This is a genomic window from Mucilaginibacter sp. 320_HR (assembly GCF_059691875.1).
On record NZ_JCAWAI010000006.1, the window covers coordinates 153877 to 168614 of the forward strand.

13 protein-coding genes are annotated in these 14738 nt (G+C 44.9%); 9 read left to right on the plus strand and 4 right to left on the minus strand.

Annotation, left to right across the window (positions count from 1 at the left end; translation table 11 throughout):
* Positions 1–12: 12 nt before the first annotated feature.
* The gene (locus AC59GT_RS19465; protein ID WP_497239204.1) at positions 13–2457 is read right to left on the minus strand and encodes an outer membrane beta-barrel protein; all 2445 of its coding nucleotides are present in this window, start codon (positions 2455–2457) and stop codon (positions 13–15) included.
* Positions 2458–2656: 199 nt separating this feature from the next.
* Here AC59GT_RS19465 and AC59GT_RS19470 point away from each other — a divergent pair, with 199 nt between their 5' ends.
* Complete coding sequence (locus tag AC59GT_RS19470; RefSeq protein WP_497239205.1) at positions 2657–3943, plus strand: alpha/beta fold hydrolase; 1287 nt, start codon at positions 2657–2659, stop codon at positions 3941–3943.
* 6 nt (positions 3944–3949) lie between these two features.
* Here the strand turns inward: AC59GT_RS19470 and AC59GT_RS19475 are convergent, their stop codons facing one another.
* Complete coding sequence (locus AC59GT_RS19475) at positions 3950–4420, minus strand: DinB family protein (RefSeq protein WP_497239206.1); 471 nt, start codon at positions 4418–4420, stop codon at positions 3950–3952.
* A gap of 67 nt (positions 4421–4487) precedes the next feature.
* Between AC59GT_RS19475 and AC59GT_RS19480 the strand changes: the two genes are divergently transcribed.
* Positions 4488–6287: a DUF885 domain-containing protein gene (locus AC59GT_RS19480; protein WP_497239207.1), complete on the plus strand. Its 1800-nt coding sequence runs from the start codon at positions 4488–4490 to the stop codon at positions 6285–6287.
* 14 nt (positions 6288–6301) lie between these two features.
* Complete coding sequence (locus tag AC59GT_RS19485; RefSeq protein ID WP_497239208.1) at positions 6302–6493, plus strand: DUF5808 domain-containing protein; 192 nt, start codon at positions 6302–6304, stop codon at positions 6491–6493.
* Between the two features lie 11 nt (positions 6494–6504).
* On the opposite strand, the gene AC59GT_RS19490 is transcribed toward AC59GT_RS19485, so the two are convergent.
* Complete coding sequence (locus AC59GT_RS19490; RefSeq protein ID WP_235853983.1) at positions 6505–6825, minus strand: FtsB family cell division protein; 321 nt, start codon at positions 6823–6825, stop codon at positions 6505–6507.
* A 181-nt stretch (positions 6826–7006) separates the two neighbouring features.
* Between AC59GT_RS19490 and AC59GT_RS19495 the strand changes: the two genes are divergently transcribed.
* From AC59GT_RS19495 to AC59GT_RS19510, 4 genes are all read left to right on the plus strand, one after another.
* Complete coding sequence (locus AC59GT_RS19495) at positions 7007–7933, plus strand: NAD-dependent epimerase/dehydratase family protein (RefSeq protein WP_497239209.1); 927 nt, start codon at positions 7007–7009, stop codon at positions 7931–7933.
* Positions 7934–8126: 193 nt separating this feature from the next.
* Positions 8127–9827, plus strand: a complete 1701-nt coding sequence (locus AC59GT_RS19500) for a M3 family oligoendopeptidase (protein ID WP_497239210.1) — start codon at positions 8127–8129, stop codon at positions 9825–9827.
* A gap of 268 nt (positions 9828–10095) precedes the next feature.
* Entirely contained in the window at positions 10096–10587 is a 492-nt protein-coding gene (locus AC59GT_RS19505; protein ID WP_497239211.1) for a glycosyl-4,4'-diaponeurosporenoate acyltransferase CrtO family protein, read from the plus strand.
* Between the two features lie 94 nt (positions 10588–10681).
* Positions 10682–11323: a hypothetical protein gene (locus AC59GT_RS19510; protein WP_497239212.1), complete on the plus strand. Its 642-nt coding sequence runs from the start codon at positions 10682–10684 to the stop codon at positions 11321–11323.
* A 1-nt stretch (position 11324) separates the two neighbouring features.
* Here the strand turns inward: AC59GT_RS19510 and AC59GT_RS19515 are convergent, their stop codons facing one another.
* Entirely contained in the window at positions 11325–11981 is a 657-nt protein-coding gene (locus tag AC59GT_RS19515; RefSeq protein ID WP_497239213.1) for a phosphatase PAP2 family protein, read from the minus strand.
* 82 nt (positions 11982–12063) lie between these two features.
* Between AC59GT_RS19515 and AC59GT_RS19520 the strand changes: the two genes are divergently transcribed.
* Together AC59GT_RS19520 and AC59GT_RS19525 are read left to right on the plus strand one after the other, a co-directional pair.
* Positions 12064–13758: an amino acid permease gene (locus AC59GT_RS19520; protein WP_497239214.1), complete on the plus strand. Its 1695-nt coding sequence runs from the start codon at positions 12064–12066 to the stop codon at positions 13756–13758.
* A gap of 158 nt (positions 13759–13916) precedes the next feature.
* Positions 13917–14648 (plus strand): DUF2490 domain-containing protein, encoded by a 732-nt coding sequence (locus AC59GT_RS19525; RefSeq protein ID WP_497239215.1) that lies wholly within the window; start codon positions 13917–13919, stop codon positions 14646–14648.
* Positions 14649–14738: the final 90 nt, after the last annotated feature.

Consider the following 14738-nt stretch of genomic DNA (forward strand, 5'->3'; position numbering starts at 1 on the left):
TCAGGTACTGAATCAATTAGTGCTCCTGCGCATACGCAATTGTTCGTCCTCGTTACCGGTACTATGGCTGGATGAACCCTTAACTGTTGTTTTGCCGAACTTATAAGTGAAGTTTAGCCTTACTATCCTTGTTTCTCTTTTATCGTAAAAGCGTAGATCCAGATTCTGGAAGTTGGTGTATGCCCTGTCCCGGTCTGTATTGAACAGGTCAGATACGTTTAGGCTCAATTTACCACGTTTTTCAAACACCTGCATGCCAACGGCCGCGTTCACCGCATAGTTTGCCCTAAACTGCCTTATACCGTAAAACGCAGGTGTTTCATACCTTCCTCCAAGTTCAGCCGAGATCTTTTTACTCAACGTAAATGTTTGTGTTGTGGTCAGTACCAGATCTCCGGTACCTCTGTCAAGCGTTCCGTTCTCCGGGTAAACACGGTAACGCTGGTAACTGCCGTCTGCATTTACGTTGCCCTTCCACCATTCGTTAACCTTCAGCTCAGCGTTTATCTTTAAGCCATAACTGTTTACCTGCCCAAGGTTAAGGCTGGTGCCCAAGTTTACCTTGGTTGCATCATTCTGATAAAAGTAGGGGAAGATGGCGTTTGTATTAATATTTGCGTAAGCGGTTATCCCTAAGTTTTGATCATACAAATAGCCAATTTCTATAGAGTTGGTGTATTCGGGCCGTAAGTAAGGGTTACCACTCTGGTAATTGTACGGATCAACATAATACAAAAAGGGGTTAAGACTCTCGTAATCTGGTCTTGTTATGCCCCGGTTAAAACTAAGCGTATACTCATTCTTTTCATCCTTAGTATAGTGCAGCAACACGTTAGGGAACAGGTTAAAGTACTTGCGCAATGTTGTTACCCCGCTTACTGACGCGGCACCTAAAGAATATCCTTCTGAGCGCGTGTATTCCCCTCTCAACCCGGCAGATACGTCTATCTTGCCCCATGTATTGCTGTAGTTGAGGTAAGCAGCATCCACATCTTCCTTGTAAATAAAACTGTTGCTAAAATTAGGGTCAACAGTATATACGCCTTGCACTTGCGGACCAAAGATCAAGTTGTTGTTGCTTTTGGTGTGGCTGTACTTTAAGCCTGCTTCCAGTTTAGCGGTTTTGCCAAGCGGGCTCACGTAATCAAGTACGCCTGTGTAATTGTGCCTATTTGAGGGTGACAGGTTCTGTAGTAACAAAGCATCTTTGTAAGCTTGACCTAAGCTGTTAAGAAATCTGTTTGTTATATACTCGTCAGAGCTGCGCTTGTATGGCGAATATGTGAATGCAGCAGAAAGGGTTTTGCCAGCTTTATCCAGTTTGCCGCTGTAGTTAAGATTATAGTTAATGTTGCGCAGGTCGCGGTCAAGGGCTGAGGACACACGGATCATGGAGTCTAAATGCCCTTGGTTGGCAATTTCTAAATGGTTGTCTTTAGTGTAATTGTTATTGCTAACAAAGCCGCTCACAAACGCCCCGATGCTGTGATTGGCCGATAGCGACACATCTGCACCTAAACGGAAGTTATGGGTAACAAACTCCTGGATGCTGTTGTAGTCCAGGTTGTAGCTGCTTATGGTTCCATTGTCATTAATGTTGCGGTCGTTTGTGAACCGCTTGTAGCGTTTCTCTGCTATTGCACCGTAGCTGCCAAAAATATTGACTTTTTTAGTGCGGTTGTTAAAGGTTATGCCACCCGCCGATTTGTAGTACCTGCCGTAACCGGCACTTAAATTTACGGTGCCATTTGTGCCTATGTTCTTTCCTTTTTTTAGCACAATATTAATAATGCCACCGGCGGATGCATCGTACTTTGGAGAGCCGGAAAGGAGCTCGATCCTCTCTACATTGCTGCCGGGCATGCCCCGCAGTAGCGCGGCCAAATCCGTACCGGTCATGTTGGTTGTTTTGCCGTCTATAAGTACCAGCGCGCTTTGCCTTCCGCTTATGCTGATGTTGTCATTATGGTCGACCCTTACGCCAGGCGATTGTGCCATTATGTCCAGCACGTTTTTACCATCGGCACTGATGCTTGCCTGCGGGTTAATGATGGTTTTACCTGGCCTTACTTCTACAAGGGGGCGCTTTGCTGTTACTACCACTTCTTTGAGGCTGGTACTAAGCGGCTGCAGGTAAACCAGATCAGCAGTAATGTTATCGGTAGAAACAGTAAACGCGTTTGAATAAGCTTTAGCATAGCCCACACTGCTTGCCAGTACCAGGTAACGCCCCTGGCTGACAGCAGGGAACCAGTATTGCCCACGACCGTCTGCAAGGGCAGACGTCACGATGGACGAGTCCGTCGCTTTTAACAATATGGCGGTGGAACCAACAGCAGGAACGTTGTTGGGTAAATAGATAAGTCCGTTGATATTTGCAGAAGGCGACTGCCCGTAGCTATTACCAGATACAGTTAAGGCAAGCGTAAGAAAAAGGCAGTATAAAAATAACCTCATTAATTAGCCGGATAGGTTTAGTTTTTTCTTTGGAAGAAAGCCCTAATCTACAGAAAATATTAAGTTGACATATCGTTAATGCTCTTTTTACGTTTCCGGCTGCCGAATGTTGCTATTACTGAGCAGGATGTCATCAAATAATCGGTGTTATTTTGCTAATTTCGCATATTGTTAAGCCCGATATAAGTGGCTAACCCTAATGATGAGAAGAGTATACACAACAGCTTTAGCACTCCTGCTTACTATAAGCGCTTTCGCGCAAACTGCACCGGCAAACTTCGCACCTGTATTAGCCAGGTTTAAAAAGTTTTATAATGCTAACCAGCCCGACAGTATCTACGCCATGTTTAGCCCGGAGATGAAGGCCAGCATGACGCAAGACAAGTGGAACACCACAACGGCACAAATAAAAACACAACTTGGTGCATTGGTGAAAGCAGAGGAAAGCAAGTATGTTGCACCTACAGCTATTTACAAAACAACGTTCGCCAATGCTGTCTTTAATCTAAACTTGTCGCTAAATGCGCAAAATAAACTGATCGGAGTTTTCTTCACACCTTACCAGGAGGATGTGAAATCTATAGCGATGGACCCCTCACTTAAAGAGGAGCCGGTGCTGCACAAAACGTTCAACTCTTCAATTTCGGGTACATTGACCATCCCAACCAAGGTTAGCGGGCCAATGCCGGTGGTGCTTATTATAGCAGGTTCGGGCCCTACGGATCGCGATGGTAACAGCCCTAAACTAGGTCTCAACAGCAATACCTATAAGATGCTGGCTAATGAGTTGGGTAAAAGCGGTATTGCCACGCTGCGTTATGACAAGCGTTCAATTGGAGCGGCAGTAACTGCCGCTAAAGAAAAAGAACTGCGATTTGAAGATTATGTGGATGATGCGGTTGGTTTGATACAAATGCTGAACGAAGACAAGCGTTTTGCTAAAGTGATTGTACTGGGCCACAGCGAAGGTTCGCTGGTAGGATTGCTCTCTATTCGTGATCAGCCGGTGAGGGGCTTTATTTCTGTAGCGGGCGCCGGCCAGCCGGCCGAGTACCTGGTTAAAGAGCAGCTTAAATCGCAGCCTAAGTTTTTACAGGATCAGTTCCAGACGATGGTAGACAGCCTTAAGAAGGGCAAGTTTACCGACGATATTAATCCTTCCCTGTATTATATAGCACGCCCAAGTATACAGCCTTATCTGATGTCGTGGTTCCGGTATGATCCAATCCGGATGATGAAGAAGACCAAAATGCCGGTGCTGATACTGCAAGGCGCAAATGACCTGCAGGTAACGGTGTCTGACGCTGAGAAGTTAAAAAAGGCCGACTCCGATGCCAAGCTGGTAATTATCCCGGGCATGAACCATGTACTAAAAGATGCACCTGCCGACCGGCAGCCAAATATTGCCACCTACAACAAGCCCGATCTGCCGCTTAAACCAGAACTGGTAACCAGCATAGTAGATTTTTTGAACGGCGTAAAGTAGAGCCGCTTACTTCCAAATACCCAGCAAGCGCCTTAGCAGGATGATCTCGGAGGTATGGTAAGCGTTGTGATCTGCTATTTGTAAAGCTTCCCGCAGGATGCTTTGCCCGTCTCCATGTGGTATTTTGGCGTAAATATCTCCGCTGTTTAACAGCTCAATAAATTTTGCACGGTCAGTATATATCTGCTCTATTGTTTTTTCCCAGGCACCATCTGAAGGTTCGCTTTCCTTAGGCCAGTAATCGTCGGGCCAATTGGGCGATTGATGGCTGCCATCTTTACTAAACTCCAGCATATCCCATTGCGCTATGCGGATGTGCTCTGCAAGCTGCCATATGCTATAAGGCAAACCATGAGGTTTAACACCCCGGTATTGCGGCTCTATATCGCTCAATGCATCTTCAAGGGTAGCGTGCGCGCCACCGCCCTGCAGCATTTTAATCAGTTCTTGTATCAGTATATTATGTTCGTTGCTCATGTTCTGTTTTGGTGTATCAACAAAAAGAAAGGGGCTTTGCTTTATGTTCGGCAAATTTTCTAAGTTTATGCATCAAAGTAAACTGCTAAAAGTGATCAGAAAAATACTCTTGCTTTGCCTGTATGTGGCCGCATTTTCGGCCTGTAAAAAAGAAGGCCAGTCTTCGGGTCCGCTAACTTCAAAAGACGATGCGGCTTTTACCCGTTACGAAGAACACTTTCTTGAGGACCTGTGGAAGCACAACCCGGATTGGGCAACTACTGTAGGTTACCACAAATACGATAGCTTGCTGCTGATCCCAAGTGACGAGAACCGGAAGAAGCTGATTGGCTTTACCAAGGTGCAAATGGACTCGTTAAGCAGGTTTGAGGTGAACTCGCTCTCTGATGCCAATAAAATGGATCATCGCATTATGATGAACCAGTTGGAAGCTATGCAGTGGAGCACAGAGCAGTTGAAAGAATACCAGTGGAACCCGGCATCTTACAACGTGATAAGCACTTTCGCATACATCTTAAACGAGCATTATGCCCCTTTGGAAAAGCGGCTGCGTAACTTCTACCAGAAGATGGCATTCATTCCGGCGTACTATAAAGAAGCGCAAAAGCAGATAAAGAACCCGGTACCCGAACTTACCAGCCTTGCTGCCGATCAGCACCTGGGCGGCGTAAGCGTTATTGAAAGCGACTTTGCCGATTCACTAAAAAAAACGAAGATACCTGAAGCCGAAAAGAAGCAGATGCTGGATCGCGCCCGCATTTCTGCGGATGCCATAAAAGCTTTTGCTACGTGGTTAAAGGCACTTAAGGCTGACAAACCCCGGAGCTTTCGCCTTGGTAAAGAGTTTTACGAAGCCAAGTTTAAGTATGATATACAGGCAGAAGGCACTGCGCAGCAAACCTACAACTCTGCTGTTGAGCGTAAAAAAGCAGTTCACCGCGAAATGGCCAAGCTAAGCCGCCAGCTGTGGCCAAAGTATTTTGGTACTAAGGCTATGCCTTCGGATTCGCTTGAACTGATCAGCATGATGATTGATACGCTGTCGGCCAAACACGTTGCTCCTAATGAGTTCCAGTCGGCTATAGAACAGCAGATACCCAAGCTTACCACATTTATCAAAAGCAAAGATCTGCTAACGCTTGACCCTGCCAAACCGTTGGTGGTACGTAAAGAGCCCGGCTATATGGCTGGTGTGGCAGGTGCATCGGTAAGTTCGCCCGGCCCGTATGATAAGGAGGGAAATACCTATTTTAACGTGGGCAGCCTGGCAGGCTGGGCGCCTGAGCGTGCGGAAAGCTACCTGCGCGAATACAACAACTATATATTGCAGATACTATGCATCCACGAGGCTATTCCGGGGCACTACACCCAACTGGTTTATGCTAATAAATCGCCTAGTATAATTAAAGCAGTACTGGGCAACGGGGCAATGGTAGAAGGTTGGGCGGTATATACCGAGCCAATGATGCTGGATGCAGGCTTTGGCGACAATGCCCCCGAAATGCGGCTGATGTGGTATAAATGGCACTTACGATCGGTATGTAACACCATTTTGGATTACAGCGTGCATGCTGGCAGCATGACCAAAGAACAGGCTGTTAAGATGCTCACCAGAGAAGCTTTTCAGCAGCAGGCCGAGGCGGACAACAAATGGAAGCGTGTAAGTGTAAGCAGCGTGCAGCTTACCAGTTACTACACCGGTTACAAAGAAATAAGTGAACTACGTGCCGCATGGAAAAAGAAAAAAGGAGATAAGTACAAGCTTAAAAGCTTTAACGAACAATTCTTAAGCTACGGCAGCGCTCCTGTGAAGTTTATTAAAGAAGCCATGATGGCCGACCCTAAAATAGACACCAAGGGTAACTAATTAAAAAACTGATTATGACAGATGCAGAACGGACAAATCCTGAAAATTGGAAGTTAGGGTTGATCTATTACAATCCGGCTGACGAAAAGCTGGTAGTGCCAAAACGTTTCGGCCTGGGGTGGACGTTCAACTTTGCGCACAAGGGTACCTGGTTTTTCCTGTTGGCAGTAGTGGTTATAGCAATAGCAGTAAAGGCTTTTGTATAGAATGTTGAGCCTTATTCTGCCTTTTCGCGTTCTACAACAAATACATCTTCGTTGTCCTTTTTCATCAGGTATTTCTCGCGGGCAAACTTTTCCAGTTTAACCTTGTCAGAGCTTAACTCGTCAAGGTCCCTGTTTACATTGGCGGTCTCAGTTTTATAGAAGTCGCGCTCCTGCTCCAGTTTATTTAGTTGCTGGTGATACTGGTATTGAGAAAACAAATCGTTCCGGTCAAAAAATATCATCCATACTACAAATGCAACCGTAACCAGGAAGTACTTGTTCTTGATAAGATCTAACAATCGTTTCATTTTCTCGGCAGAAATATTCATCATAAAGCTATTTAATTTGCAGCAGCCGCGCAAATATCGTTATTAACATTTTAACATTATTGCTTGCTTCATTAAAAGTACAGTTCGCGTGGCTTAACAGCTGTACTGCAATTCCTTATCTTTTGTTAACGTTTTTGGTGACAATGGTTGCCCACCTTTGTGGTATAACTTAAAACAAAATAAAATGCATACCATATTAGGAGCCGGCGGACCAGTAGCAAACGCCCTGGCACGCGAATTACAAAACAACAACACTACCATCCGCCTTGTAAGCAGGCGCGAAGTACCCACCGGTAAAAACACAACCTGGCAAAGGGCAGATCTGCTAAACCTGGCGGAACTAAGCCAAGCGGTTAAGGGATCTGAGGTAATATACCTTTGCGCCGGGCTGGTGTACGATGCCGATGTGTGGAAAGCCCAATGGCCGGTGATAATACAAAACGTTATTGCGGTAACGAAGGAGAACAACGCAAGGCTTATATTTTTTGATAACGTATACATGTACGGGCCGGTAAACGGGCCAATGACAGAAGATACCCCTTACAACCCCACCAGTAAAAAAGGAAAGGTACGCGCCGGCGTTGCAGATATGTTGATGAACGAAGTTAAGGCAGGTAACCTGCGCGCATCCATAGCCCGGGCCCCCGATTTTTATGGGACCGATAGCATGAACAGCTTTTTAGATATGATGGTAATAAGTAAATATGCTAAAAAGCAATCGGCCCAGTGGATAGGTGATGTTACTAAAAAGCACAACTTCATCTATATAAAGGATGCCGGTAAAGCTATGCTGCTGCTTGGGCAAAACCCGGACAGTGATAACCAGATATGGCATTTACCTACGGCCCCTGCTTTAACCGGCAAACAATTTTTAGAAATGATAGCCGCGGTATACAACCAAAAGCCCAAGTTCATGAGCGTTGGTAAGGCTATGTTATGGTTGATAGGTTTGTTTAAAAAAGTGGTGATGGGTACGGTAGAAATGTATTACCAGTATGATCGTGATTATATTTTCGATTCCTCTAAGTTTGAGAAGGCGTTCAATTACAAGCCTACAAGTTATGAAGAGGGGATAAGAGAACTATCGCAAACCTTGTTCAAGCCGGAGTAAGTGAAATTTGTCGGAAGTTCGGCTTGGGTATTCCGAAGTCCGAAGAAGTCCGTGAGAAAGAAAGTGTATTCTGAAATTTGAGCAGCGAACTTTGTTTTTGGCTTCCGGACTTTACCGACTTCTCACTTTCAGACTTCCCCAGTATTGCGCATATTTGCACATACGCATACAGCTAATGGTAGCGTTATAAACCATGATCCATAAAAAAACAAGAACCTATATTCCCGCTGATCTCGAGATCAAATGGGAGACATTAGAGCCCATATACCAAGAACTGCTTAACCGCCCCATTAACTCTGCTGAAGAGCTGGAGAAGTGGCTAAAAGACGGCAGCGAACTGCAGGCGGCCCTCGAAGAAGATTTTGCATGGCGCTACATCCGAATGACGTGCGATACCACCAGCGAAGAGCTGCTGCAAAGCTTCCAGTATTTTGCTACCGAGATAGAGCCCAAAACTGCACCATATAACAACGAACTGAACAAGAAGCTGGTGAACAGCGATTACGTGCAGCAGCTGAACGAAGAGAAGTACTATATTATGCTGCGCGGCGTAAAAAAAGCGCTCGAACTTTTCCGCGAAGAGAACATTCCGCTGCAAACGGAGTTGCAGGTAGAACAGCAGAAGTACCAGTCCATTACCGGATCTATGTCGGTTCATATTGGCGACAAAGAATATACGCTGGAGCAGGCATCGGTATTTTTAAAAGATGCCGACCGCGCTAAACGCCAGGATACCTGGGAGAAGATAACTGCCCGCCGTTTACAGGATAAAGATCAGCTGAATACCTTGTTTGATAAACTGCGTGCTTTACGCCACCAGGTTGCCCTGAACGCCGGTTTTGAGAATTACCGCGATTACAAGTTCCAGGAACTGGGCCGCTTTGATTACACCCCGCAGGATTGTTATGCTTTCCATGCAGCTATAGAGACCGAGGTGGTGCCTATTCTGCGTGCTTTTGCCGAGCAGCGCCGCGAGGCCCTGGGTGTGGATACCCTTAAGCCGTGGGACATGGATGTAGACCCGCTTGGCAGGGCTGCCCTTAAGCCGTTCCACAATGGTGCAGAGCTGGTTGAAAAATCTATCCAGTGTTTCAGCAATATCAACAGCTACCTGGGCGAGCGCCTGGAGATCATGAAAGAAAACAACCTGTTTGATGTAGAGAGCCGAAAAGGAAAGGCTCCGGGAGGATATAACTACCCGTTGTCTGAAACCGGCGCACCATTCATCTTCATGAACTCGGCGAATACTTTCCGTGACCTGACCACCATGGTGCACGAAGGCGGGCACGCGGTACACACCTTCCTTACTGCCGACCTGGAACTTAACGATTTTAAACATTGCCCAAGCGAGGTGGCCGAGTTGGCCTCTATGTCGATGGAACTTATCTCCATGGATAAGTGGGATGTTTACTTTGATAACGAGGAAGACCTTAAACGTGCTAAGCGAGATCAACTGTATGATGTATTAAAGACGCTGCCGTGGGTTGCCGTGATAGACCAGTTTCAGCATTGGATATACACCAACCCGGCCCATACCGATGCTGAGCGCACCGACGCCTGGCTAAAGATATATGAGCCTTTCGGTGCCGGCTTTGCCGACTGGAGCGGTTTGGAAGAAGCCGAGCAGAACCTGTGGCAAAAGCAGCTGCACATTTTTGAGGTGCCGTTCTATTACATTGAGTATGGCATGGCCCAGCTTGGTGCAATAGCCGTTTGGAAGAATTATAAGGAGAACCCTGAAAAAGGCTTGCAACAGTATATGGATGCACTTAAGTTAGGGTACACCAAAACAATTAAAGAGATCTATGAAACAGCCGGCATCAAGTTTGACTTCAGCGCCGGTTACGTAAAAGAGCTTGCCGGGTTTGTAAAAGAAGAACTCGAAAAGATTTAATTTTTTAGAAAAGGCCGCCTATAAAAGCGGCCTTTTTCTTGAATGAAAAACGGCTCGTTTTTACCTGTATTAAAACAATCAGTTGCAAATATATTTTAAAAAAGGCTTTTAGATTAGTGTGGTTTTTGAAGGTCGGTGAAGGAAAAAACTCTAAAAAACTGCATTTAGATGCTCTGCTGAGCTTTTCTAAAGGTATTTACTTAGATAGCCGAGAGGTGTTCAAAACGCACGGGCACAAAAAAAGCTGAACACTTTTGAACACTAAACCATGAATCAGGCCATCAACGCTTTTTGGACTGCACTAGCATTTATCCCCATATTTGCTTTCTGGAGTAGGGTAAGTTTTATGCCCTGGTTCTATGTTTTTATACTGATTGCTGTAGCAGCGTTGTTGATCCCTCCCAGGCTTATACAGCTAAGCAACCGCGCTAGGTATTACGAAAGCCTGGGTGTGAAAACCATTCGTAAACTGGTGCAGAATGGCGATCTGGTAAACCGTTTAATCCGCAAGAAGAACCCTAATTACAAGGTAGTTAAAGATAGAGCAGCAGCTGTTAAGTACCTGCGTTCGGTAACGATGTATGAGCGGTTTCATTTCTTTTTCTTTATCTACTTTTTACTTGTGGCGGGCTACGCAATCAGCCTTTACAGGTATGATCTTGGCGCTATAATTCTGGTGATGAACATTATTTACAATGTATGCCCGATCCTGCTTCATCAGTATAATAAGTTAAGAATATCACGCTTTAAAAAAGTGTAGCTTTTCTGCTTATTTATAATTGCTTAACGAGTTACGAATATTGCAATTTGTAATGCTGCTAAAACTTATCTCTTTTTTTCAGGTTTAAGCTTCTATGAAAAAGATAGTTATAAGTTTTAGCCTCATACTGCTATCATTTGCCGGATTTGCCCAGGCGCTTAAGCCCGTAAAATTAGATAGCCTTGTTAGTGTTTCACTCCCGAAAGAATACACCAAAAAGGATACCCTTGGTCAACAGATATATTCAGGTAATTCCGATCTGGGCTACATGGTAGTTATTCGCGCACCTAATCAGGATACCTCTGCCCTTAAAAAGGAAAAGGATCTGAACAAAGTGCTGCAGAAATACATTAAAGGTATTAAAGGCCAGGCTGATGGCAGCACCATGAACGTACGCGATACGCTGATAGGTCACCTTAAAGCCAAAACGTTCACCCTTTCTACAGACCAGGGTGCCGGTGTACAACTGCGTAATTATGTAATCATTTATACTCAGGAAATAACTTATACTTTCGAGTACTACTTTGCAGAGTCTAGGCTTGACTTGGCCAAGGACGAGTGGAAAGCATTTTCGTCCTCTATCAAAGTATCACCGGAACTAAAACGTACCGACCAATACTTGTCAAATGCGAAGGGCCTGTCTACAGGTGCTAAGATTGCCATCTACGGTGGTGGAGCTTTGCTGGTGATATTGATAATTGTGTTCCTGATGCGCCGGAAAAAAACCGACGAATAAACTAGATTTTAATGATCCCCCTGGTCCACCTGGGGGATTTTATAAACTTGCGCTGGTCTATATACCCAAGCCAGAGTACCGTAACAAATACCCCAATAGCAGAGCCAACGGTAACATCCTCAAAAAAATGCTGGCTTAGGTACATCCTGGAGTAGCCTACCATTACAGCCATCAGCAGGCAAAGCAGTCCCCACATTCTTTCTTTTATTAAATAAGTAAGCACCACTCCTGCAGAAAAAGCAGTTACCGTGTGCCCTGACGGAAAGCTGTGCGAGCCATGTATATACACGTTTTTAACAAAGTGTATACGTGAGAGTTCCTTTTCGAAATACACCCGCGGCCTTGGTGCGTCAAAACCGTACTTAAGCAGCTGTGCTACAGCCGAAGTTATCAGATAAGATGTAAAAAGCAGGAAGGCATTACGATAGCTGTATAATGTAAGTAGCAATGATATCACAATAATGGTTATACCATCGCCTATATCAGTAATATAAGGCGCAGCTGCGTCAGCCCAGGCACTATACAAACTGTTAACAGCAAAGTAGATGTCGGCACGGCTATAAAGCAGCTTTAGTACAAGGCAGGTACACAACAGTAAAAGATAGGGGATTAAAAAGTACCTGGTAGCGTGCAAAACGCCTTTTGCGCCGGTTTTCATTGGCTACAAAGTAACACATATCCTTTCCCAATGCAAAAAAATGGTTATGTTTGGTTTGCAGAACTTAACTGATCATACTCTAATGTCCAAAAGCATATTTCGCCGGAAGTCTGTTGATAGAATAATGGCCGACGTCGCAAGCGGCTTCAGCGATAGCGAACACTCGGGCTCCCACCTGGAAAAAGCATTAACTACAAAAGACCTTACCCTGATGGGTATTGCAGCTGTTGTTGGCGCAGGCATATTCTCTACCATCGGCGAGGCCTCTTTTAACGGCGGCCCCGGGGTTACCATCCTTTTCGTGCTTACCGCAATTACCTGCGGCTTTTCCGCACTTTGCTATGCCGAATTTGCATCCCGCATACCTGTTGCAGGCAGTGCATACACCTATGCTTATGCCTCATTTGGTGAACTGATTGCCTGGATAATAGGGTGGGACCTGCTGATGGAGTACGCAATAGGCAATATTGCCGTAGCTATATCCTGGAGCGAATATTTTGTAAACCTATTGGAAGGTTTTCATATCCACATGCCGGCGTACCTTACAATGGATTACTTCAGCGCCTTTAAAGCGCACGAGCTGGTAACCTCTGGCAATACAGCAGAAATTACGGACAGAGTAAAACTAGCAGCATCTGCTTGGGCAAACGCACCAGGCGTAGGGAGCTTTAAGCTCATCGCCAATATTCCCGCACTCGCAATTGTTGTAGTAATTACCTATTTAGTTTACATCGGCATTCGGGAAACAAAAAAAGCTACCAATGCTATGGTATACCTAAAAATAGCGGTGGTAATTGCGGTTATTGCAATAGGTTTCTTCTATGTAACGCCTGCTAACTGGCACCCGTTTTTACCTAATGGCTTCGGTGGCGTAATGAAGGGGGTGTCGGGTGTTTTCTTTGCTTACATCGGGTTCGATGCCATATCCACAACAGCCGAAGAGTGCCAGAACCCGCAACGTGATCTTCCTAAAGGGATGATCTACTCGCTTATTATTTGTACCGTACTTTACATCCTCATAGCGCTTGTACTTACCGGTATGGTAAATTATAAGGACCTGCAGGTAGGCGACCCGCTGGCATTTGTGTTTAGTAAAGTAGGGTTAAAAGGAATAAGTTACGTGATTTCTATCAGTGCAGTTGTAGCCACCGCCAGCGTGTTGTTGATATTCCAGTTAGGGCAGCCCCGTATCTGGATGAGCATGAGCCGCGATGGATTACTGCCAAAAGCATTCTCGCGGATACACCCCAAATTCCATACGCCATCGTTCGCAACCATTGTAACCGGTTTTGTTGTGGCTATACCTGCATTGTTTCTTAACCTTACCGAGGTAACAAACCTCACCAGCATAGGTACATTGTTCGCTTTCGTATTAGTTTGTGGCGGTGTATTGCTGCTGCCGCGCGAGGCAACAGTAAAAGGCAAATTTCAGTTGCCTTACATTAATTCGCAGTTTATTGCGCCTGTGCTGTTTATTGTGGCCGTATTCATATTCCGAAACCAAATTGTTAACCTGTTTAGTGGTGAGAACGTGCACCAAAGGTTCCCATATTTCTTATTCATCTTGCTGTCTACTTCTCTTACTGTAGCAGCCTTTATAAAAAAACTTTCTCTTATTCCAGTGCTAGGATTACTAAGTTGCTTTTACCTGATGGCCGAACTGGAATATGAAAGCTGGATTCGCTTTTTAATTTGGTTGATAATAGGCCTGGTAATATATTTCTTTTACGGATACCGAAACAGCATTATTGGTAAAGAGCAAAAGACTAAAGCATAAACACAGATTGACTAAACGTGATAAAAAGCCCCGAGTAAACGGGGCTTTTTTTATTATACGCGCTCTTGATAAACTTAACACTAACTTAACATTAACACTTCTATATTTAACACTATAATAATATATAGATAATACATTTGTGTTAAAATATTAACAAAATGTTTAAGTTAAGTTTACGTACCGCATTGCTGGTTCTGCTATTTAGCAGCTTTTTAAAAGTTAATGCACAAGACAGTAAATCAGGTACCTGGGGAATAGCCACAGTAGTGATGCCCGGCGACAGCGTACACAAATGGGGCGGCTATACGGAGTTCCAGACAAGGACTAATGGTCCGTTTAGCCAGTTTCAGTACTACGAAGCGAAAGCGGGTGTCAGCTATGATCTTGACAAAAACTTTATCGCCTTACTCGGTACTGGTACATATCATACTTACGATTATAGAGATGTTAGCGCAGGCCCAAATACAAACGAGTTTCGCTTGTGGGAGCAGATGACGGTTAACCAATACCTGGATAGATTGAAGTTTGAACACCGTTACAGGGTGGAACAGCGGTGGGTGAACGGCAATTACCGCAACAGATTTCGCTATCGGGTAAATATGTTTATTCCCCTTAATAACAAAAAGATCGTTGCCAAAACCTGGTTTTTATCTGTGTTCGACGAAATATTCCTGAACAACAAACGACCAAACTTTGAGCGCAACCGTGTATCGGCTGCCCTTGGTTATCAATTTGATAAAAAGTGGATAGCGCAGGCAGGCTGGATAAGGCAAACTAATTTTACAGAAGCGAATACCAGCGGCAAGAACAACATTATGCTGATGTTAATGTATCGTATAAACCGTAAAGGCGGCGCTCCACGGGAACAAGTACCTACTACAACGGACTAAACAAGGCAAAAACCCGCAGCTTAACCTAATAATAACACTATAAATGCAAAATTTAGGTTGGTATTTGCGGCATTTGCGCTTAACTTAGCC